Here is a 20,472-nt window from a genome sequence, read left to right on the forward strand (position 1 = left end):
GGAGGCGGTTCCGGTCGCGGGCGGGCGGGCCGCACATCGCGGCGGTCCCGCTCCGGCGGGGCGTCCCGGGGGAGTGGAAGACCCACTCGGTGGCCCGTCCGCGCGACCCGCACATTTTCGCCCGCGCTGGCGCCCAACGGTCAGGCCACCGGGCGCCGCGAGGGTCGCCACCCTCCGACGCCGTTCAACCGCCGCAACCCCGCACTTGAACACCCGCATCGGCCCCGATGACCGCACCGTGATCCGTCTGCTTCTCGCACCGGATCTCGCGCGGGAGTGGTGTGCGTGGGGCCCGCTGAAGGGGCGAGCTGCGCCCTCAGCGGGAGAGTCCGCCGGTCGCACGTCGCCGCCGGGAGTGTGGCTCGGTGGCGGAAGCCGGCCCCGACAGTGACCGGAGTGGGAGCGCCTGCTCAGTACCGAAGACCTTGATCGGGCGGACGAGCGGGAGTGGTCGAGGCCCGGGGCCTTCCTGCAGCAAACGGCCGAAAGAATCCCACCTTTTGCGTGTTCGAGCGATTGCGCAGCGTATGGTGGTGTCGCATTTCGGTGCGGCTGGGTACCGCATCGAGCTTTGACTCTGGGGGGAGATTGCGGTGGCCGACGTCAACGTCGTTCCGCAGGAACTGCACGCGTCGGCCCAGGTGGTGAGGGGGCTCGCGGAGGAACTGGGCACGCCGGTCCAAGCCGCGCTGACCTCGGCCACGACGACGAGCGGCCAGCTCGCCGGTTGGTCGGTCGCCGCCGGACTGGGGCGGTTGGGGAGCAGTTGGAGCGCGCCGCTCGCGGCGCTCCAGCGGCGGATCGCGGCCACGGGGACCAACCTCGACGCGAATGCCGATGCTCACAGCCACAACGAGCAGGCGGTGGCCGGTGCCTGGGCCCGGCAGGGGGCGAAGCAGTGAGCAACGTGTACGAGTTGTTGGTGAAGTTCGACCCACAAGGGCTGCGCGACGTCGCGAAGAACTGGAAGGCGCTGGCACACACCGCGGAGACCGTGGGCTCGCGTCATCGCAACCAGGCGAACGGGCCGCTTCACCAGCACTGGCAGGGCGCCGACGCCGAGGCGGCGTTCCCGTTCATGGCGCGGACCGAGCAGCAGCTGGACGTCGTCCGGGTGGAGGCGGAGGCGGTCGCGCTGACGCTGAACACGGTCGCCGACCGGATCTACCAGGCACAGACGAACCTGGCGAACGCGGTACACCGCGCGCAGGACTCCGGCCTGACGGTCTCGGCCGACGGAAGGGTCGACCTTGCGCCGGAACTCCCGGAGGAGCGCAACGACCCGGACGCCCAGACCGCACGCCGCAACCTCATGAGCCTCAAGGCCGGCTACCAGAGCCGGATCGACCAGGCGCTCAAGGACGCCCAGGCGGCGAGCGACCAGGGCAACGCCGCCCTCGGGCGCCTGAGCGGGGAGATCCTGGACGGCCGGAGGGTGGACGGGGCCGTCGCCGAGACGCGCACCGACGCCGCGGACGTGAGGAAGGACCTGGGCCTGGCCGAGGCCTACCTCCCGGACGGCAAGGACCCGCAGAAGAACGCCGAGTGGTGGAAGGGCCTCACGCCCGGCCAGCAGGAGACCTACCTCGCCCTGAACGCGGCCAGGATCGGGAGTCTGGACGGCCTGCCGGCCATCGTCCGGGACGAGGCCAACCGGCTCGTGCTGGACCAGAAACTCGACGCCCTCCAGGCCGGCACTCCAGCCTCACTCGGCCTCGACCAGACGACGTACGACAAGCGCAAGGCGGCGCTGGGCGAGATCAAGAAGAAGCTGGAGGACAAGGCCGACGCGAAGGACGAGGAACACCAGATGTTCCTCCTCGGCATCGACCCCGAGGCCTACGGCGGGGACGGACGCGCCATCGTCTCGACCGGCAACCCGGACAAGGCCACCCACACCTCTGTCTTCGTGCCCGGGACCAACACCGAGCTGCCGGGTGTTCCCGGGCAGATCGACCACATACGCAAGCTGCAGAGGAATGCCGGGGCGTACACGAAGGAAGGCGAAACCGTCGCCGTGATCTCCTACCTCGGCTACGACACGCCGGAGAGCATCCCGGCGGCGGCGAACCCCATGCGCGGCCTCGACGCCGCCGACGACATGCGCCGCTTCTCCGACGGCCTCAGGGTGGCGCACGGCGAACCGAAGACCCATCTCAGCTACATCGCCCACAGCTACGGCAGCTTCGCAGTCGGCGTCGCGGACAGCGAGAAGGGCGGCCTGCGGGCCGACGACATCGTGACCCTCGGCAGCCCGGGCATGGGAGTCCTGACCGCGGACCAGCTGACCGTCGATCCGGACCACCTCTGGATCGGAGAAGCCACCGACGACGCCACGAGGGTCGTCGGCGGGTTCTCCCTGGGACCCAGCCCCCACATCGTGGGATTCGGAGGGCACAACATCAACATCGACACTTCCGGGCACGGCGGCTACTGGGACGACGGCTCGCAGAGCCTGATCAACCAGGGCAAGATCATCGCCGGCCGGAAGCCCACCACTGTCCCCAAGGAAGACCCGTTCTGGGGCTCGTTCCCCCACTGAGCCGCAGCCCCGGAGAAGCCATGCCCCACCCGCGCACCCGCTCGTCCGCCACGGCACTGAAGTGCGTCGTGGCAGCAACCCTGACAGTCTCAAGTCTTGGAGCCTGCATGGCGAACCCCAGCACCGGAAAAGACGCCCCGCTACCGGTCAAGTCCCGCGATGAAGCGCTCACCTGGGCACGTCAGATCACTGAGCACCTGACCCAGACCGCCGGAATCCAGGTCAACGCCGAACCGGCCGACCCGTTCTACAGCCCCTGTGTCGGACGCAACGGAGAATCCGCACCCGACGACCGCTACACACTCTTCTACGCAGTCCACAGCTACGTGCCCAACACCCAGCACAACGACGTGGTCCGCAAGGTCAGGGACCTCCTCACGAAGGAAGGGCTCACGATCTCCGACTATCAGGAGGCGCCCGCCACCCAGGCGAACTCGACCGTCACCGCACGCCATCCCGACAGCAGGTACGTCGTCGACGTCTCCAGCACCGCCGGGGACAACCGCATGGTCCTGAGCGTCACCACCCCGTGCCTGAAACCCCCCTCCGTCCCGGACACGCTTACCCCGTAACCTCCCCAGTCGCGACGGCCGCGGTGAACGCCTCCTCGACGTGGGCGCCGCGCCGTGCGGAACGCAATCGCGAGGTGCTCCCGCGACCCTGGCCTGCAGAAGCCCGGGGTCGGCGGTCGAGGGTTCCGGTGCGTCAACGAGGCGCTGCTCGGCCCGGAGGAGCTGTGTGCGGAGGCTGCGAGAAAACCCGTTTGGTGGACGCGGGGTGCGCTGCTACATTTCCGGTGGCCGTGCGAGAGATCGAGGAGGTGGTACCCGTGAACGCAATATCGACATGGGTGCTCCCCTCCGGGGTCACGGTCGGGCGATAGGCAGGTCGTCCGGGAGCGCCGTTCAGTGCACTCCCGAAAGGCACGACCATGCGCTTCACCTCCGAGCAGCGCCTCGACGAAGGCCTCCTCGAACGCGAATTCACCCTCGGTGAGATTCCGGGCATCCTGTGGACGCCCGCCGCCGTGTCCTCACCGCTGCCGCTGATCCTGCTGGGCCACCCGCCCCTCGGACTGCGGAAGATGTACCCCCGGCTGGTGGACCGGGCCCGGCACTCCGCGGCGGAGGGCTTCGCCACGGCCACGATCGAGCTCCCCGGAAGCGGTGACCGGCCCCGTTTGGCCGCCGTCGATCAGGCCCGCGCAGACCTGCGCCGGGCGATGGAGGCGCGCGAGCCGGTCAGCGACGAGATCGTCGACGCCCTCGTCCTCCCGCTGGTCGAAAAGGCGGTCCCGGAGTGGCAGGCCGCCCTGGACGCCCTCCTTGCGCTGCCCGAGATCGGCGGTCCGGTCGGGTACTCGGGGGGTGTGATCTCGATCGGCATCCGGCTCGCTGTGGTCGAGCCGCGCATCGTGGCCGCCGGGCTCTTCGCCGGTAGTCTCGTGCCTCGCGCCATGTTCGAGGAGGCCCGGCAGGTGACCGTCCCGCTGCACGTCCTGCTGCAGTGGGACGACGAAGGGAACGACCGGCAGGCGGCTCTGGACCTCTTCGACGCCTTCGGCTCCCAGGAGAAGTCCCTGCACGCCAACATGGGCGGACACACCGGCGTCCCGCAGTTCGCGGGAGACGTCGCGGTCCAGTTCTTCGCCCGGCACCTGAGGAAGTGAGGTCGGCGTCGGACCGGTGACAGGCGGTCGCTGAGGTCGGCCGGTGTGCCGCTCGGACAGAGGCCGACCCTCCACAGCGCTCCGGACCGTGGGCCCTCGCTGAACTCCGGCAGGGGCCCACGGCGGCGCCACGCCTCGTCGATGTCCTTCGTCATTACTCCAAGCTGGCCCAGGCGCCGGTGACGGCGATGATGTCCCGGGCCAACGCCACGGGTCGCTCCCGCGCGATGAGGTGTCCGGCACCGTGGACGGACCGGACGGTGGTGTGCGGGGCCAGGCGCAGCAACTGGTCGATGTCCTCGGCGATGACCGATGAGCCGGTGTCGCCGTGGACGAGCAGGAGGGGAAGGTCGAGCGCGCCGGTGATCTGCCGTAGCCGGGGGACCTGGGCGAGGATGTCCTCGACGAGCTCGGTGTGGGTGCCGGCCAGGCCGCCGGCAGCGAGGAAGCGGCGGACTCGGGCAGGTTCGAGGCAGGGGACGACGTCGACCAGTACCAGCCCTGCCACCCTGGCCCGCACCGCCGGATCGCCGAGGGCGGCGACGGCGGCGAGCCCGCCCAGTGAGGCACCGACGACCACGCACCCGGGCGGTTCGGCGAACAGCATCGCGGCGACGTCCGCCGCGCACGCGGTCAGCGTTCGAGCACGGCCCTCGCTGTCGCCGTGGCCCCGCTGGTCGAAGGCCACGCAGCGGAACCCGGCGTCGACGAGCACCTCGCTGACCGGTGCCCACACCTGACGGCGTTCGCCACCGGCATGCAGCAGGAGACAGGTCGGTCCCGCACCGATTTCCTCCCCCCGCAGGATCGCATCGGGGCGAGCGATCCGCCGCGCCCGCGGAACGGTCGGGTCGATCATGTGGCTCATGCCTTCCCCTCTCCCACGCGCGCCCCCGGAGGTCGCGCCGCCGGGGGCGGGTCGCTCCCCGAGCCGAACGCGATGTCTCCCCCTGCCCGAAGGGGCGCTCCGGGAACCGAAGCTACACCGACCGGATGCCCGCGGGGAGGTAAGGCCGTCCTGTCACGCACAGGCCGGCGGCAGCGGGTTCCCGGGTCCTGAGTCGGGCCGCCAGGCGGCGTCTGCCGGGCGGTCGCCGCGACGTCCGCCGCGACGTCCGCCGCGTTGCCCGGCGACGCTGCGGGGATCTCGCGGCATGCGCTCGACCTGCGGGACCCAGGCCGCGTCGAGTCGGTCATGAACGACGAGCGCTTGGTCAGTGGCAGCAGGCACCACCAACTGGCGCTGAGCTCGCGGCCGCCGCCGGTGAGGGAGAGCCACGACGCCGACGCGCCCCCGGGCCGACCGTCGGGGGCGGCGCTACACGCCGGTGGTCCCGGCGGCGCTCGGACCGGTGGGCGACCAGCGGTGGGGCGCGGACCACAGCCGCCGGGCGGCGGCGACCTCCGAGCGTCGGACGGCCGGTCTCCGGGTGCGCGTCCAGGAGCCCCACCAGTCGGGGGCGAGCGGCAGGGCGGCGCGGGCGGTCGGCTGGTCCGGGTGCAGGCCCAACGGGCGTAGCGCACCGGCCCGGACCGACACGGTCACGAAGCCCCGCCAGCGGCCCGACGCGCGATCGGGCCCGCAGGTCAGGTCGCAGCGGATGTCCTGCTCGTCGACCGGTGACCAGTCGATGCCGTGGTCGCGCAGTCAAACGGCGAGGGCCAGTCCGGGGTGCGGCATGCCGGTCGCGTTCTCGACGGTGAAGATCCTCACCCAGTGCTCGTCAGCCATTCGTTCAGGCTGTCACACAGGCCGCCGCGCCGTCGCCTCGGTTTCGCGGCGCCGGCCGGGTCGCGGTCGGGGTCGGGAGCTGCCCTGTCGGAATCCGGCTCCGAACTGACGGCTGCCCGTGGGCTATCGCGGCAGGAGGCCTACGAGGTGGGCCCCCGAGCCGAGGAAGGAGCAGTGGGCGCCGGCCAGGAACACCCACTCCAGGGGCGCCAACCGCCACCGACCGCGGGCCGTCAGCACCCACCCGTTCACCGCAGGACCGACGGCGGGCCCGAGCAGGGGGAGCGGCAGGGCGATCCAGTAGGACCAGACATCAGCGAGTCGAAGACGGCGAGCGGCACCCCACCACAGTGCCGCGGTCAGGAACCATCCCGGCTTCCGCTCATCCGCGTCTGCGCGTTCCGGGCTTGAGGCGGCCGTCACTTCACAGCCTGCCTTCCCAAGAGGCGGATCCGGTTCCGAAGTCAAAGCCGCGGAACCGGTCGGCGCCTTCGGGAGTATGGGCTGAGGCTCAACTCAAGATATCCGCAGAGGATTTACCGGACCGGTCGGTCGGTGCTGTGACCGACCGGCCGGTCCGGATGGGGGTCAGCCCATCGTGCAGGCGAGCTGGGCCTTCACCGCGTCGCGGAGGTTCTCCTGGGCGCGGCAGTCGGCGTTGAAGACGTCCTGCCACTGGGGGCTGATGAAGTGGACGTTCACGATCTCGGTGACGATGTTGACGTCCTGGGCCTTGATGGTGTTCTTGGCGATCAGCACCTGCGGTGTCGGAGCCGTCTGGGCGCCGATGACGCCGCCTTCACCGTAGAACAGGTTGGTGATCTTGGTGTAGACGGTGACCCTCTTCCCCTGGATGTCGTTGCCGACGATGGCGACCGTCCAGTCCTTGTAGTTGCGCTGCCAGCCGAAGTTGGTCGCCCGGTTGAGGGCGGACACGGTGCCGTACTGGGCCTTGATGATCCAGTGGTGCCTGAGCAGTGGGCGGCCGCCCGGGTGGTCCCGGGGGTGCGCCGGTTCCCCCGCCTGCACGGCGTCGCGCAGGTCCTGGTTCCCGGGGACCGGACGGTCCGCCGCCGAACCCGGGGGGAGCGTCGCCGCGCCGGCCGGTGCGGCGACGCCGCCGGCGACGGCGAGGGCCGCTGCCCCGGTGACCACGACCGTCCTCCACCGTGCGACGGACCGCTGACTGGTTGCCATCCTGGTACTCCTCGTTCACGTGCGTCGACGGTCCCCGCGGCATGCCCGCGCGCCCGCCACCGGGACGTACCCGGTGCCCTCGACCCTGGCGGACCCGAGCGCGGTGCACATCAGTCGAATGACTGACGGAACAGACGATCCGTCAGTGACCGACGACGTCGGTCACTGGGGAGGCCCCGGGTAGGGGTGCGCCGGGCGCGGGCGGCCGTCCCGGGCCTGCCGCGGCCGTGGATCGCCTTGCCCGCCGTCGGTCAGCGCCGCGGACCGCGCCCGGCCGCCGGCTCGGCGGGCCTCCGTCCCTTCGGTGCGCGTCGCTGCGCCGACCGGGCCGACCGGGCCGACCGGGCCGACCGGGCCGACTCGGGGGTCACCCGGAGGTGCAGCGCGGCGAGCAGGAGGCAGAACGCGGCCATGGCCGACCACAGCGCGGTCGTCCCCGCGTGAGCGAGCAACTGGGTACCGAGGAGGGGCGCGAGCGTCGCGGCGATTCCCCAACTGGTGCCGAAGACGGCCAGGTAGCGGCCGCTTGCGCCGGGCGGCGCGAGGTCGGTGACCAGTGCGTAGACGCGGCCCATGACCAGGAGGTCCCCGAGGCTCTTCACGGCAGCGAAGGCGAGCAGGGCCGGCAGGGTGCGGGTGAGGGCGAAGCCGGTCAGGCCCGCGGCCAGGAGGAGATGGGCGAGGGCAAGGGTGACAGGTGTGGTGAGCCGGGTCGTGAAGGGCAGCCGGATCAACGGCTGGGCGAGCACGGTGGTGGCAGCGGCGGCGGTGAACAGCAGCCCGGCGTCGGCGGCCGGCAGGCCCTGCCGTGCGAGGGCGAGCGGCAGGGTGACCACGGTCTGCTGGTTGACCAGGGCGTAGGCGGTACCGGTGGCCAGGACGCTCAGCAGCGCTCGGTCGCGCAGCGGTCGGACGGCGCTACCGTTCAGGTCCGCTCCGGACGGTTCGGGGCGGTCGCGGGGGAGGGCCAGCCCGATCAGCAACGCGCAGGCCAGGCAGGTGGCGGCGTCGGTGACGAAGAGCCAGCGCAGGTCCCAGCGGCCGAGCAGGGCGGCGAGCAGCCCGGCGCCCATGGCACCCGCCGCGAGTGCGGCGCTGAACAGGCTGAACGCGCGCACCCGGTGCCGCTCCGGCACGGACGCGCCGACGATCGCCTGGCTCGGGGGCTCGTAGAGCTCGAAGGCCAGCCCGAGCAGCACCGCCCCGGCGACCGCCCAGATGAGCGACACCGAGGCCGCGATCACCAGTTGGGCGACGGCGCATCCGCAGAGCCCGAGGACGACCGTCGTGCGTCGTCCGATCCGGTCGGCCAGGTGGCCCCCGGCCAACCGTGAGGGGATCGTCGCGAGCCCGAAAACGGCGCTGACCAGCCCGGCGGTGGTCAGGCTCGCGCCGTGGTCGGTGCTGATCAGCGCGGTGAGGAAGGGCAGCGAGAAGGCCCCGAGCTGGTTGATGACCCGGGCGAGCAACAGCAGGCGGACGGTGCGGGGCAGTGATTCGGAGCGCGGCACGCTGTCTCCCGTGGCTCGTGGATCGTTCATGTCGGTCGTACCCGCTCACGCCGACGGCCGACGGCCGACCGCCGACCGAGACGGCAGACGCGAACTTACGATCACCGAGCTCGGTTGGACAACGGCTACGCATGGCGGCCAGTGAGATCCGGTATCAAGTGTTCGTGCACCTTGAGAGGAATTCGGGCAGGTCGGTGAGCCGTTCGACGCGGAGCGCCGCCTCGTCTGCCCTGGGTGACGGTCCCGCCGGTGACGAAGCCGATGCCGCGGTCGAGCCGGATGCCGGTGAGCCCGGCGAGAGCGGCTGATTTCGCATCGCTCTCCAGCATGTCGCCCACGTTGTCCGCCTTCGCGGGCTCCGTCCGCATCCACCGGCGGGCGGTGGCACAGGCGACGGACTTGGCCGCACCGAGATCGGTCGGGGTGCCGCCCCCAGCCGGCTGTCGACCATGTTCGCGGGGTCACTCCCGAAGGTCCTTCGACCAGTCACCCCGAAAGCGGTCGGCACGGCCCCCGGTGACACGGGAGGCGGTACGGCCCTGGCGACTGAGCTGTGTACGAGGCCGTACCTTCATGCTCGGCCGACCAGCGGATCACCTGTCCGGGACGGAAGACTCGACCTCACGTCGTTGCCGTGCTGAGGATCGACGCCTGTGAGCCGGCCGTACTGGGGAGACCGCGAGTCGGGCGCGGCCGGTGCGCCCGTGACCCTCGCGGCCCTTCTGCTCAGTGCCAGCCGGAGTTCCAGTCCTGGTTCGCCGGTCCGGCGTCACCGCCCAATGAGGACAGGAGGCCGACCAGGAAGAGGACCGCCACGATCAGCCCGAGCAGCACCAACCAGAAGGTGTCCTCAAAGCCAGGGCGATACGGGCCTTTTGGCCGGTCCGGTTGATTGAGCCGGTCGCCGTCGCCGTCTTCCTGGTCGCTCCGGCCCTCGGCGTCGCTGTCCTTCTCGGCCACCGCGTGCCCCCCTCCGTCCGGACTCATGGCACCGCGTCGCACGGCCGGCGTCAAGCCTTCCGGCGGTGGCTTCTTCTGCGGCCCTGGCGCGGTGCCAAATCCACGGGGTCGGCCGCGCAGTACCCGCGCACGACCGTCAGCGCCCGGACGGCGCCGAGGGCGCGCTCGGCGCCGTCCGTCGCTTCAAGTCCGGTGGATCGGCGTGATCGAATCCGATCAGGTGGTCTTGACGGATCCGCCGTCGATCAGCAGGTCGGCGCCGGACATTCCGGCCGCCAGCGGCGAGGCGAGGTAGGCGACGGCCGTGGCGACCTCGGAGGGTTCCAGCAGGCGGCCGGTGGTCATGCCCATCGCGGCCGGGAGCCCAGCCAGCAGCTGTTCCTGGGTGACTCCCATGGAGCGGGCCAGCTCCGCGCCGTAGCCGTCCGGGCTCTCCCACATCGCGGTGCGTACCGGGCCCGGCGAGATGGTGTTGACGCGCACGCCCTGCGGTCCGAACTCCTCGGCCAGTGCCTTGCCGAAGGCGGTCAGGGCGGCCTTCGCGGTGGTGTAGGGGACCGGCCCGGCGTGCGGCATCCGGGCGCCGTTGGAGGAGATGTTGACCAGGGCGCCGCGGCGGCGCAGCAGGCTGGGCAGTGCCGCCCGGCTGGTCCGTACGGCGGCGAGGAAGTTCAGGTCGAAGGACTGTTGCCACTGCTGGTCGGTGAAGGAGAGGAAGCCGCCGGTCTGGCCCGCTCCGCCGTCGCCGCCGCCGACGTTGTTGACGAGCAGGTCGAGGTCGCCGAGTTCGGCGGTGGCGTGGTCGATCAGCCGGGCGGGGGCGTCGGGGGCCAGCAGGTCCACCGATATGGCTAGGGCGCCGGTCTCCTTCAGCTCCGGGGTGATGGTGCGGGCGGCGGCCACCACGCGAACGCCCTCGGCGGTGAGCGCTCGGACGGTGGCCAGTCCGATGCCGCGGCTCGCGCCGGTGACCACGGCGGTGGTGTTCGTCAGCTGCAGGTCCATGGAGGTGCTCCTGTCGGGGCGATGTATGAGTCGCGACTTGAATGACGCCATCAAGCTAATAGATGCAACATTAATGATGCAAGTAGGTCGTGACCGGCGTCCCCGATGTACTGTCTGGTCCATGGAGACGAGAGGGCGCGCCCTGCGCGCCGATGCCGAGCGGACGGTGCGGGCGATCCTGGAGGCGGCCGAACGCGTCCTGGCCGCCGATCCGGCGGCGACCATGGAGCAGATCGCGGCGGCGGCCGGGGTGGCCCGCACCACCGTGCACCGGCGCTTCGCCAGCCGCGAGGCGCTGGTCGAGGCGCTGGCGGCCTGGGCGACCGAGCGGTTCCACCAGGCCGTGGAGGCCGCCCGCCCGCTCACCTCCCCGCCACTGGTCGCCCTGCACCAGGTGACCGCCAACGTCCTTCAGGTGAAGATCGGTTGGAGCTTCGCGATGAGCCGGAGCGCTCCGTCCGACCCCGAGACCGCGCGCGTGCAGGCCGACGTCCTGGCCCAGTGCGATCAGCTCTTCCGTCGCGCGCAGGAGACCGGCCTGCTGTCCGCGGACACCGACCTGGAGTGGGCCCGCAGGGTCTACTACGCCCTGATCCACGAGGCGGCCGAAGAGGGGCGGAAGGCCGTCGACATCGGCGCCGTGGACCGGCTGGCCGCACGCGTGGTCGACACCCTCCTGCACGGGGTCGGGACGGCTCCCGCGTAGAGCACGCCGCTCGGGCCGGCCGGGAGGGGCGGCCGTCCGGCCTCGATCCCAGCGCGCGTCGACAGCCGGCGGTCCCTTCGCGCCGTGGGCGTAGCGCCACCCGGGCGGTTCGGTGCGCGAAGTCCCCTTCAACCAGCTGTGGTTGAAGGGGACTTCGACGAGTCGACCGGTGGCGGCGGGTCGACGTGGCAGGCGGTAGGCCGTACTACTCGGGCGGCTGCGCCTCCACGGCGACGGGCGGCGCCAAGTCGTCTCCGAGAGCCGACCCGGTGTCGGCCTGCCCGCTGCTCGCCGACGAGGTCGGTCGGCAGGTGGCATCCGCGTGTGGTGTACGTGCGGATCAGCCCGGGTCGGTACCGCAGACGTAGTACGCCTTGCCCAGCCCGGTGACGGTGCCGGTCAGCATCCCCAGGGCGGCCCCCGCCGCCGCTCCCTCGGGGCCCGCGGCGGCGCCGAGCTGGCCGCCTCGCAGGGCACCCAGCAGGGCGGCCTTGGCTGCGCCTTCCACCATGCTCTTGCCCAGCTCCTTGGCCATGCACTTGTTCCACTCGTCCGAGTTCTTCGGGTGCTCGCGGTCGGGAATCGGCCAGAACGCGGGGCGCACGGTCGACTTCGCGGAGGTGGTCGTGAAGGCGGCGGTCGTGACACCGGCGGTCGTGACACCGGCGGTCGTGGCACCGCCGGTCGCGAGGCCGCCGGTCTTGGCGGCCGGAGCGGTGGTGGTGGTGTTGTAGCTGACGGACGGCATGGTCATGGAGCCGTCGATGGTGTCGCCGGGAGCGTTCTCGATGGTCTGCGTGATGACGTTGCCGGAGACGGTCAGACTGACCGGGTGAGTGGTCCCTTTGGTGTCCACGACGGCACTCGGCTTGATCGTGCCGATCCTGGCCCCGGTGGCGGTGTCGACGAGCTTCACCGTGTTCGGGCCGTCCTGCGACACCGTGGTGCCGTCGGGGAGGTCCGGGGTGAACGAGGCCTTGGCGGCCATGGTCAGCGCCGGCGCGTCAGCGCTCGTCACGCTCGTGGTGCCCGGCTGGTCCGGGCTGGTGTGGGCGACGTACATCGTGGAGCCGGCCGTGGAGTTGATGACCGGGACGGTCACGGTCGCGTCGGTCGTCCACGGCTGGTTGTCGGTGTCGAAGGTCCACGTTCCCGTGACCTTCTTGCCGACGGCCGCGAAGTCGACCCATCCGTAGTTCTTGGCGGGAACGGTCACCGCGATGCCGTTGATGGTCGACTGGTCGGACTCGTAGGTCGTGGTCGTCTGCAGCTGGGTGGAGACCATGGCCTGGACCGGGACGGACACCCCGACCGAGGAGGACAGGCCCACACCGAACGACTGCGACCAGCCCGAGTGGTAGATCGTGGTGAAGACCTGCGTCACCTTGTCGGCGGTGTCGTTGTACCAGACCGACGAGGCGGGCTGGCGGGGCAGGACCTCGGGCTGCCCCTCGGACTTCTCCGTCCACGAGCAGGTGGCGGTCTTCCTGGCACACAGGTCGGCGTAGTAGTCCAGCGCCAGGCTCCTGGCTTCGGCCGCCTTCGCCGCGGGCACCCTCCACTCCTGGGCCGCGCTGCCGTTGCAGACGTTGGGCTGCGCCAGGATCCCCCACAGGTGCAGGCCGCCCCGGTTGTCCATGCACCACTCGGTGCCGCTGGCGTCGTCGCGGCGGACGATCCCGAAGGAGTTGGGCTTGCCGTCCACCGGGCGGAAGTGCCACTGTTCGCCGTCCTGGCCGCAGGACTTCTGGGTGGCCGGCTGGGTGGCGTAGACGCACTTCCCGGACGACGTACTGGCGATGTTGAACTGGCCGGGGGTTCCCAGCTTGATGAGGCGGAAGTTCTGGTAGTTGGTGCCGTCCGGCGTGACGGAGATCTGGTTCCCGTCGTTGTTGCCCGTGGCGTTGAGGGTGCCGTCGCCGTTGGTGAACGTGTAGGCGTCCGTCGCGGCCGCGGCGGTGGCCGCCTTGGCGGAGGTCGCCGCGGCCGGGGTCGCGGCCAGGGCGAGGGCCGGGCCCAGCAGGGCGGTGACGGTGAACGGGACGGACAGGAGTCGTCCGGCGCGCCTGAAAGAGAGCTTCATCTCGGCCTTCCTATGAGGTGTCCATGCCATGCTCACCTACCGGGCACACCGGGCCGGGCGGAATGTGACCTTCCCTCATGTGATCCACGTCTCGTACACGTTCAAGACATGTCGATGAACGGTTCTCCGTGCCCGTACTTCGCGCACCGCACGCCGCGGATCCACGCCGAGCGTTGCCGCATCAGGACGTGACCGGCGCGCATCCGGTGACACCCTCACCGGATGCGCGCCACATCGGTATCCGCCGGACCTGTCGCCCGGCAGGCCGAAGCACTCGTTCGACGGCAGCCGCGATCGGCCGCGATTCGGCACCAACCGGCAGCGATTCCGCGGCGGTTCAGCCGCGGTGAAAGACCCGGCGGCGCCCTACCGGCGGACCGCCGAGATCAGTCCGCCGGGTCGTTCCTCGCGCCGCGGCGGGGTGCTGATCGGGCGGCCGTAGGCGGTACCGCACTCGCGAAGCGTGTGGCAGTCGGCCTCCCAGCCGTGCCCGGCCAGCCAGCGCACCGGGTCGTCGGGCATCTCCGAGACCCACAGGGACGCCGCCGACCCCGGCGCGGCGTCCGCGCCGAAGCGCTCGATCACGCCACGCGAACCCAAGGTCAGCCCCATCCGGCTGCCCGCCGCCGACCGTGCGCCGATCCGGTCCAGCAACAGCTCCACCGCGCCCTCGGGCAGGTAGATCAGCAGTCCCTCGGCGATCCACACCGTCGGCGCGGCCGGATCGTGCCCTGCGGCGGCCAGCGCGCCCGGCCAGTCCTCGCGCAGATCCACCGCGACGGTGATCCGATCGCAGCGTGCGACGGCCCGCTCCTGGCGCAGCACCGAAGCCTTGAAGTCCAGTGGCGCGGCGGTGTCGACCTCGAACAGCCGGGTGCCCTCGGGCCAGTCCATCCGGAAGGCCCGGCTGTCCATGCCGGCACCGAGCAGCACGACCTGCCGGATCCCGGACGCGCAGGCCTGCCGCAGCAGGTCGTCGAGGAACTTCGTCCTGATGACGATGGAGTACGACACGGCCAGCCGGCGGCGCCGCGCGGCCTCGTCGTCGGGCAGCGGCGGCGAGGGGGGCCACAGGCCGCCGGCGGCGGCGAAGGCCCGGGCCAGTGGGTCGCGGAACAGCGCGTTCTCCCGCGCGGTCTCCAGCGCTCGCACCCTGGCCACCCCCACCGCCGTGGCCCACACTCCCGACGGCTGCGCCCGCTCCCGCTCATCAGTCACCGCGCCAGCCTAGATGACCGGCTCCAAGGGGTCGGGTGGAGGGAACCAGGTAGCTCATGCGGGTGGAGCGGCCCGGACCGTGCCGGCTACGGCGCGGCGCAGGCGGCCAGCGCGGTCCGTGCCAGCCCGCGCAGCCAGGCGTGCGCGTGGTCGCTGTCGTGGCGCTGATGCCACGACAGGTAGACCGGTGCCGAGGGAAGTTCGAGGGGCAGGGCTAGGGCGACCAGGCCGAGCTCGGTGACCGCGGTGCGTGTGGTGGCTTCCGGGACGCTGACCAGGACGTCGGAGCCGCGGGCGAACTCCAGCGCGGCCGCTTCCGTCGGCGCGCTCGCCACGACGCGGCGGCTGAGGCCGAGCCGGGCGAGGGCGTCGTCGAGGGCGTTGGCGAGGTTTCCGCGTCGCGAGACGGTGATGTGTTCGGCGGCGGCGTAGTGCTGTGCGGTGACGGCTTCGACGCGGGTGAGGGGGTGTCCGTGCCGCACGATGATGACGAGGGGGGTCGCGCCCAGGTTCTCGGCACGGATGTCCGGTGCGGCCGGGCGGTTGGCGTTCGCCTCCAGGTCGACCTCGCCGCGTCGCAGCCCGGGGGTGTCGCCGCTCGATTCGGCGAGGAAGCGCAGGCGCACGCCCGGTGCCTGCGCGCGGACGGCGGCGAGCAGGGCGGGGCCGCTCGCGGAGACCAGGGAGTCGTGCCAGCGGAGGGTGAAGGTGCGCTCCAGTGTCGTCAGGTCGAGTTCACGGCTCGGCGCCAGCACCCCCTGGACCTGGTGCAACAGCTCGTGCACCTGTTCCCGGACGGCGATCGCGTACGGCGTCGGGGTCATCGTGCGGCCGGTGCGTACCAGGATCTGGTCCCCGGTCGTACGGCGGATCCGGCCCAGGCTCCGGCTCATCGCGGGGGCGGTGACGTGCAGGCGCGCGGCCGCCCCGGCCACGCTGCCCTCCTCCAGCAGTGCGTCGAGCGCGGCGAGCAGATTCAGATCCAGTTGCATGGGAGTAATCCTAGCCGTGCTTGACATGCAGTTGTAGTTAATGGCTGGGCTGTCTACCTTCGAGATGTGAGCGCGGGACGCAACGGACCGCTCGGCCCGACCGGCCCTCATCACCCCCGCTGGGAAAGGAAGTTCCGCCATGTCCGCGATGCTTCAGAACACCACCGCCGTCGCCGCCGCCGACGCCGACCTGCTCGCCCAGGTCGCGATCGCCGTGCGCGAGGCCGGCTCCGCGCTGCTCGCACGCTTCGGTGCCGTGGTCCACTACCGGACCCGCGAGGAGCTGATGCACGCGCTCGCCGCCAACGACGACACGGCCCTCGACATCCTGCGCCCCCGCCTCACGCAGCTGCGCCCGGAGGCCGGGTGGGTGGAGGACGAGCTGGACGGCGGGGCGCTGCCGCCCGGCGAGTGGTGGGTCGTCGACCCGGCCGAGGGCAACGTCAACCACCTGCACGCCCTGCCGGACTGGGCGGTGACCGCCACCCTGGTACGCGAGAACCGGCCGGTGCTCACCGTGGTCCACCTGCCGTTGACCGGCGAGACCTACACCGCGCTCGCCGGCGCGGGCGCGCACCTCGACGGCCGGCCGCTGCACGTCTCCCCGACCGCGGACCTCGGCCTGGGCATCGTGGCCACCAGCCAGGCCCGGCCGGACGAGAACGAGGAGGTCGTGCGGCGCGTCGGCTCCTCCATCACCGCGATGCTCTTCGACGCGCTGGTCGTCCGCACCGCCGTGCCCGCGACCCTGCACCTGGTGAACGTGGCCGCCGGCCGGATCGACGCCTTCTGGCAGTTCGCCGGCGCCCGGGCGGACCTGCTGCCCGGGTCGCTGCTCGTCACCGAGGCCGGCGGCCGGATCTCCGACGCCCAGGGCCGCCCCTGGACCCCGCTGAGCGAGAGCTTCCTGGCCGCCGCGCCCGGCGTCCACGCCCAGGCCGTCACCACGCTCTCGCGCTGAGCGCACCCCCGCGCCACGACCACCCGCGCCACGACCACCCGCGCCACGACCACCCGCGCCGCGACCACCCCCGCACCACGACCACCACGATCCCGTACGAACGGAAGGACCCCCTCCCCATGACCACGATCGCAGTTCTCGGCAACGGCCGCGTCGGCGGCAACCTGGCCACCGCCCTCACCCGGGCCGGACACGAGGTGACCGCGGCGGACCGCACGCCGGGCGCCGCCGCCGACGCGGCCCGCACGGCCCGGATCGTCATCAACGCCACCCCGGGCGACGGCTCGCTGGAGCGGCTCACCGCCCTGCGCGAGGAACTCCGGGGCAAGATCCTCGTCGACGTCTCCAACGCCACCGCGGACGGACCGGACGGGCTGCCGGGCGAACTGCTCCACCCCGGGTCGAGCCTCGCCGAGCAACTCCAGGAAGCGCTCCCCGAAACGCACGTCGTCAAGACCCTCAACACCATGCTCTTCCCGGTGATGACCGCACCGGCCATGCTCACCCGGGCACCCGACGCCTTCCTCTCCGGCGAGGACCCGCAAGCCAAGCAGACCGTCCGCGAACTGCTCAACGACCTGGGCTGGCACGACGAGTGGATCACCGATCTCGGCGGCATCCGGACCGCCCGCGCCACGGAGGCCGCGATCCTGTTCGTACCGCACGTGATCCGCTCCAACGGCTTCTCCCCCTTCGCGATCTCGATAGCCCGCTGAGCCGAGCACAGCGCACCGCCCGAGCACACCGCACCGCATCGCACCGTGTCCCGGTGCGGTGCCGCCAACCCGTTCGGTGGGTTGGGCTCGCGGTGTTGCGGGAAGCGTCTGTTGCACGGCGGGGATGTCCGCGCGGTGCGGTACGGGGGACGGGGGAGAGCGGTGAGCGAGGAGTTACGCGCCGAGGAGAGACTGCAGCTCGCCCAGTGGCACCTCGTGCGGGCGGACGGACTGCGTCTCGGTCTGGTGAATCGGGCCGGCACGCTCCTGAGCGCGGACGCGCTCGTGATCACGGGTGTGGTGTTCGCTTCCGGAGCGACGTCGTCGGACGTGTCGCCGGTGATCGGGGCTGCCGCCCTCCTCGCGCTGGTGGTGAGCGCGGGTTCGGCGGCGCTGGCCGCTTCGGTGCTCACCGGGTTCCGTCGGCTCCCGGGAATGTCGCGGCCGACCGGCTTCCCGGTTCCGATCGCCTTCGGCTACGGCGACACCGTGGGTGCGTTCGGTTCTCCGGAGGAGTTCCGGTCCGGCTTCTCCGCTCAGGGCGTCGAGGCGGCGGCCGACTCCGCGGTTCTGGAGCTGTGGCGCTGCATCAGCGTTCACCAGCTCAGGGCGAGAAGGATGCAGCGTGCGACGCAGTGCCTGCTGGCCGGCGCGGCCCTCCTGGTCGTCATGGCCGCGGCGCGACTGGTCACCGCCCTGGCCTGAGGCCCCGCGGCGACCGCTCGGCAGCCTGGTCAGGGCGCGAAGTACCAGCAGCACAGGTCGATATGCCGGTCCGCACGACTGCCGGCCAGGGCTGACACACGTGCAAGGAAGGCTACCGCGCTGTCCGGCGAGGTCTCGTCGTCCGGCGGCCTGGCTTCGGTGAGGGCATCGAGCCGGTGGTCGAGCTTCTGTCTGCCGGTGAGGACACTCGCGCGTGTCCGACGCGGATCGCGTTCCGCATCGGCGGATCGGTGACCTGGAGTCCGAACGGCTTGAGGTCAAGTTCCCTCCCCGCAACCCGGAGTTGTGACAGAAGGGGATGATCGGGGGTTCGTTGAACCACCCAGGTTGTTGAAGGTGCAGGTGAAGGCCACGGAGGCCTTTTCGATCTGGGGCCGACGGTCGTCGACGGCGAGGGCTGGTTGAGCGCCCGCGACGGGGCCGAAGGAGCCCGAGCGCCGCGGCGGCGAGGGGAGGGCGGGAGCGAAGGCCCCACGTGCTGCACAGCCGATCCCGGACGCGCGGACGAAACCCCTTGACCAATGGTCAAGAAACGTTGACCATTGGACCCATGCCTACCGATGATCTTCCCGAGACGTTCCACGTCACCACTGACGAGCAGCTGCGCGCCGTCTCCAGCCTCACGCGGCACCGGATCATGGCCGTGCTCCGCTTCGAGCCCGCGACGATCACGCAGATCGCCGACCGGGTGGGCCTCGCGAAGGGGAGCTCCAGCTACCACGTGCGGCTGCTGGAGCGGGCCGGCCTGGTGAAGGTGGTACGGACGCGGAAGGTCCGGGGGGTCACCGAGCGGTACTACGCCATGGCCGCGCGGTCGATCGTGCTGCCGGATCCGGGCGAGGGCGGGCCGGACCTGCTGATGCGGCATGCGGTGGCGGACCTGGAGGCGGCGCCGGCGGACGGCGAGCGGCACGTGCGGATGGCGCACCTTCGGCTCACCGACGAGCAGTTCGCGGAGCTGGGGGCGCGGCTGCAAGCGCTGGCGGACGAGTACCGGGAGCTGTCCGATCCGTCCCTGCCGGACGTGTCGCTCGTCTTCGCGCTGTTCCACCCGGCAACCCGCGTGCAGGCCGAAGGAGACACCAAGTGACCTCAGACCTTCGGAAGTTGCCGGCGGGGTTCGGACGACTGTGGACCGCGCAGACGGTGTCCTCGCTCGGTGACGGCGTGACGCACGCCGCGCTGCCACTGCTCGCGCTGACGCTGACGCGGGATCCGATGGCGCTCGCCGTCGTCACTGCCGCCGGAACGCTGCCGTGGCTGCTGTTCGGGGTGCTCGGCGGTGCGCTGGTGGACCGCTGGGACCGTCGGCGCACGATGTGGGTGACGGACGCCGCGCGTGCGGTGCTCCTGACGATACCGGCGGCAGCGGCCGCGCTCGACCTGCTCAGCGTTCCCCTGCTCGCGGCGGTCGCCTTCCTGCTCGGCCTCGGCGGACTCTTCTTCGACACGGCCGCCACCGCCTATCTGCCGGACCTGCTCGGCCGCGACCCCGCACTCCTGGAGCGCGCCAACTCCCGCCTGCGCGGCGCCCAGACCGCCGCGTCCGGCTTCGCGGGACCGCCCGCGGGAAGCGCCCTGCTCGCGCTCGGACGGGCGGTTCCGCTGCTCGCCGACGCGGTGTCGTTCGCGTTGTCCGCCCTACTCGTACGCTCGCTGCCCGCCGCGCCGCGGCCCGTGCCGCAGGCCCGGGAGTCGCTGCTGCGGCAGGCACGGGACGGCGCCTCGTACGTCTTCCGGAACCAGCTGCTGCTCGGGCTCGCGCTGCGTCCGGCGGTCGGGAACATCGCCTTCCTCGCCGTGGAGACCGTGCTCGCCCTCTTCGCGCACGACCGCCTCGGCATCGGCGCCTTCGGCTTCGGCCTGCTCCTCACCGCGGAGGCCACCGGCGGTCTGCTCGGCGCGGGCATCGCCTCCTTCCTCGGCCGACGGCTCGGCACCGGCACCGCGCTGACCTGCACGGCCGCCCTCGAAGGGCTTGCCGTCCTGGCCCTCGCCGCCGCCCCGAACCCGTACGTCGCCGGCCTCGCGCTCGCCGTCTGCGGTGCGGGCATGGGCGCCACGATGGTGCTGGCCCCCTCCCTCCGGCAGACGATCGTCCCCGCCCACCTGATGGGCCGGGTCGCCTCGACCTCCCGCATGCTCTCCATGTGCGCCGCCCCGTTCGGCGCCTTCCTCGGCGGCTGGCTGGCCACCACCTACGACGTACGCACCCCGCTCTACACCGCCGCCGGTCTCCTCCTCACCATGACCGCCGTCACCGCGACCCTGACCAGCAACCGCCAGGTCGAGGCGGCACTGCGCGCCGCCGCCCCGGCCGAAGATCCGGCCCACCCGGGATCCCGGCAGCTCGTTCACGAGGGTGCCGTGTAGGACGCCGCGGAGGCCGTCGAGCCAGTCGGGCGCACGACGGCGCTGCTGCCCGCCTTGAGCCGTGGGCCGGGCGGAGATCGG

Annotated in this window: 20 protein-coding genes; 10 read left to right on the forward strand and 10 right to left on the reverse strand. The window is 71.8% G+C overall.

Annotated elements, in window-relative coordinates:
• Nucleotides 1–593: 593 nt before the first annotated feature.
• The 4 genes from ABT263_RS19110 to ABT263_RS19125 all read left to right on the forward strand — a co-directional run bounded on the left by ABT263_RS19110 (nucleotide 594) and on the right by ABT263_RS19125 (nucleotide 4,211).
• Entirely contained in the window at nucleotides 594–902 is a 309-nt protein-coding gene (locus tag ABT263_RS19110) for a hypothetical protein (protein ID WP_352291518.1), read from the forward strand.
• Nucleotides 899–2,542 carry an alpha/beta hydrolase gene (locus ABT263_RS19115; RefSeq protein WP_352291519.1) on the forward strand — a complete coding sequence of 548 codons (1,644 nt, stop codon included), beginning with the start codon at nucleotides 899–901 and terminating at the stop codon, nucleotides 2,540–2,542. Before ABT263_RS19110 ends, ABT263_RS19115 begins: the two co-directional genes overlap by 4 nt.
• Before the next feature lie 107 nt (nucleotides 2,543–2,649).
• The gene (locus ABT263_RS19120) at nucleotides 2,650–3,114 is read left to right on the forward strand and encodes a hypothetical protein (protein WP_352291520.1); all 465 of its coding nucleotides are present in this window, start codon (nucleotides 2,650–2,652) and stop codon (nucleotides 3,112–3,114) included.
• A 359-nt stretch (nucleotides 3,115–3,473) separates the two neighbouring features.
• Nucleotides 3,474–4,211, forward strand: coding sequence for an alpha/beta hydrolase (locus tag ABT263_RS19125; RefSeq protein WP_352291521.1), 738 nt, complete (start codon nucleotides 3,474–3,476; stop codon nucleotides 4,209–4,211).
• Nucleotides 4,212–4,365: 154 nt separating this feature from the next.
• Here ABT263_RS19125 and ABT263_RS19130 read toward each other — a convergent pair whose 3' ends face one another.
• The 7 genes from ABT263_RS19130 to ABT263_RS19160 form a co-directional block, all read right to left on the reverse strand.
• Nucleotides 4,366–5,079 (reverse strand): alpha/beta fold hydrolase, encoded by a 714-nt coding sequence (locus tag ABT263_RS19130; RefSeq protein ID WP_352291522.1) that lies wholly within the window; start codon nucleotides 5,077–5,079, stop codon nucleotides 4,366–4,368.
• A gap of 450 nt (nucleotides 5,080–5,529) precedes the next feature.
• The gene (locus tag ABT263_RS19135) at nucleotides 5,530–5,721 is read right to left on the reverse strand and encodes a hypothetical protein (protein WP_352291523.1); all 192 of its coding nucleotides are present in this window, start codon (nucleotides 5,719–5,721) and stop codon (nucleotides 5,530–5,532) included.
• A gap of 810 nt (nucleotides 5,722–6,531) precedes the next feature.
• On the reverse strand, nucleotides 6,532–7,140 hold the full coding sequence (locus ABT263_RS19140) for a hypothetical protein (RefSeq protein ID WP_352291524.1): 609 nt from the start codon (nucleotides 7,138–7,140) through the stop codon (nucleotides 6,532–6,534).
• Between the two features lie 251 nt (nucleotides 7,141–7,391).
• The gene (locus ABT263_RS19145) at nucleotides 7,392–8,651 is read right to left on the reverse strand and encodes an MFS transporter (protein ID WP_352291525.1); all 1,260 of its coding nucleotides are present in this window, start codon (nucleotides 8,649–8,651) and stop codon (nucleotides 7,392–7,394) included.
• A gap of 125 nt (nucleotides 8,652–8,776) precedes the next feature.
• Entirely contained in the window at nucleotides 8,777–8,989 is a 213-nt protein-coding gene (locus ABT263_RS19150; protein WP_352291526.1) for a hypothetical protein, read from the reverse strand.
• A 388-nt stretch (nucleotides 8,990–9,377) separates the two neighbouring features.
• Complete coding sequence (locus ABT263_RS19155; protein ID WP_352291527.1) at nucleotides 9,378–9,611, reverse strand: hypothetical protein; 234 nt, start codon at nucleotides 9,609–9,611, stop codon at nucleotides 9,378–9,380.
• A 216-nt stretch (nucleotides 9,612–9,827) separates the two neighbouring features.
• Complete coding sequence (locus tag ABT263_RS19160; protein ID WP_352291528.1) at nucleotides 9,828–10,616, reverse strand: SDR family NAD(P)-dependent oxidoreductase; 789 nt, start codon at nucleotides 10,614–10,616, stop codon at nucleotides 9,828–9,830.
• A gap of 121 nt (nucleotides 10,617–10,737) precedes the next feature.
• On the opposite strand from ABT263_RS19160, the gene ABT263_RS19165 reads away from it, so the two are divergent.
• Complete coding sequence (locus ABT263_RS19165; RefSeq protein WP_352291529.1) at nucleotides 10,738–11,322, forward strand: TetR/AcrR family transcriptional regulator; 585 nt, start codon at nucleotides 10,738–10,740, stop codon at nucleotides 11,320–11,322.
• Between the two features lie 340 nt (nucleotides 11,323–11,662).
• On the opposite strand, the gene ABT263_RS19170 is transcribed toward ABT263_RS19165, so the two are convergent.
• The 3 genes from ABT263_RS19170 to ABT263_RS19180 form a co-directional block, all read right to left on the reverse strand.
• Nucleotides 11,663–13,405 carry an RICIN domain-containing protein gene (locus ABT263_RS19170; RefSeq protein WP_352291530.1) on the reverse strand — a complete coding sequence of 581 codons (1,743 nt, stop codon included), beginning with the start codon at nucleotides 13,403–13,405 and terminating at the stop codon, nucleotides 11,663–11,665.
• A gap of 366 nt (nucleotides 13,406–13,771) precedes the next feature.
• Nucleotides 13,772–14,587, reverse strand: a complete 816-nt coding sequence (locus tag ABT263_RS19175; protein WP_352291603.1) for a class I SAM-dependent methyltransferase — start codon at nucleotides 14,585–14,587, stop codon at nucleotides 13,772–13,774.
• Between the two features lie 122 nt (nucleotides 14,588–14,709).
• A complete protein-coding gene (locus ABT263_RS19180) occupies nucleotides 14,710–15,615 on the reverse strand; it encodes a LysR family transcriptional regulator (RefSeq protein WP_352291531.1) in 906 nt (301 codons plus the stop codon).
• A gap of 139 nt (nucleotides 15,616–15,754) precedes the next feature.
• On the opposite strand from ABT263_RS19180, the gene ABT263_RS19185 reads away from it, so the two are divergent.
• The 5 genes from ABT263_RS19185 to ABT263_RS19205 all read left to right on the forward strand — a co-directional run bounded on the left by ABT263_RS19185 (nucleotide 15,755) and on the right by ABT263_RS19205 (nucleotide 20,391).
• Entirely contained in the window at nucleotides 15,755–16,576 is an 822-nt protein-coding gene (locus ABT263_RS19185) for a 3'(2'),5'-bisphosphate nucleotidase CysQ (protein WP_352291532.1), read from the forward strand.
• Nucleotides 16,577–16,695: 119 nt separating this feature from the next.
• Entirely contained in the window at nucleotides 16,696–17,292 is a 597-nt protein-coding gene (locus tag ABT263_RS19190; protein ID WP_352291533.1) for an NADPH-dependent F420 reductase, read from the forward strand.
• A gap of 162 nt (nucleotides 17,293–17,454) precedes the next feature.
• Complete coding sequence (locus ABT263_RS19195; RefSeq protein ID WP_352291535.1) at nucleotides 17,455–17,997, forward strand: Pycsar system effector family protein; 543 nt, start codon at nucleotides 17,455–17,457, stop codon at nucleotides 17,995–17,997.
• Nucleotides 17,998–18,568: 571 nt separating this feature from the next.
• Nucleotides 18,569–19,108 carry an ArsR/SmtB family transcription factor gene (locus tag ABT263_RS19200; RefSeq protein WP_352291537.1) on the forward strand — a complete coding sequence of 180 codons (540 nt, stop codon included), beginning with the start codon at nucleotides 18,569–18,571 and terminating at the stop codon, nucleotides 19,106–19,108.
• Nucleotides 19,105–20,391 carry an MFS transporter gene (locus tag ABT263_RS19205; protein WP_352291538.1) on the forward strand — a complete coding sequence of 429 codons (1,287 nt, stop codon included), beginning with the start codon at nucleotides 19,105–19,107 and terminating at the stop codon, nucleotides 20,389–20,391. Before ABT263_RS19200 ends, ABT263_RS19205 begins: the two co-directional genes overlap by 4 nt.
• Nucleotides 20,392–20,472 lie beyond the last annotated feature (81 nt).

It is taken from the genome of Kitasatospora sp. NPDC001603 (assembly GCF_040298365.1).
Classification (GTDB): Bacteria; Actinomycetota; Actinomycetes; order Streptomycetales; family Streptomycetaceae; genus Kitasatospora.

Coding starts and splice junctions, on each gene's coding strand:
- ABT263_RS19190 (WP_352291533.1), top strand. CDS start 16,696: ATGACCACGATCGCAGTTCTCGGCAACGGCCGCGTCGGCGGCAACCTG.
- ABT263_RS19180 (WP_352291531.1), bottom strand. CDS start 15,615: ATGCAACTGGATCTGAATCTGCTCGCCGCGCTCGACGCACTGCTGGAG.
- ABT263_RS19125 (WP_352291521.1), top strand. CDS start 3,474: ATGCGCTTCACCTCCGAGCAGCGCCTCGACGAAGGCCTCCTCGAACGC.
- ABT263_RS19160 (WP_352291528.1), bottom strand. CDS start 10,616: ATGGACCTGCAGCTGACGAACACCACCGCCGTGGTCACCGGCGCGAGC.
- ABT263_RS19120 (WP_352291520.1), top strand. CDS start 2,650: ATGGCGAACCCCAGCACCGGAAAAGACGCCCCGCTACCGGTCAAGTCC.
- ABT263_RS19200 (WP_352291537.1), top strand. CDS start 18,569: ATGCCTACCGATGATCTTCCCGAGACGTTCCACGTCACCACTGACGAG.
- ABT263_RS19165 (WP_352291529.1), top strand. CDS start 10,738: ATGGAGACGAGAGGGCGCGCCCTGCGCGCCGATGCCGAGCGGACGGTG.
- ABT263_RS19185 (WP_352291532.1), top strand. CDS start 15,755: ATGTCCGCGATGCTTCAGAACACCACCGCCGTCGCCGCCGCCGACGCC.
- ABT263_RS19140 (WP_352291524.1), bottom strand. CDS start 7,140: ATGGCAACCAGTCAGCGGTCCGTCGCACGGTGGAGGACGGTCGTGGTC.
- ABT263_RS19130 (WP_352291522.1), bottom strand. CDS start 5,079: ATGAGCCACATGATCGACCCGACCGTTCCGCGGGCGCGGCGGATCGCT.
- ABT263_RS19170 (WP_352291530.1), bottom strand. CDS start 13,405: ATGAAGCTCTCTTTCAGGCGCGCCGGACGACTCCTGTCCGTCCCGTTC.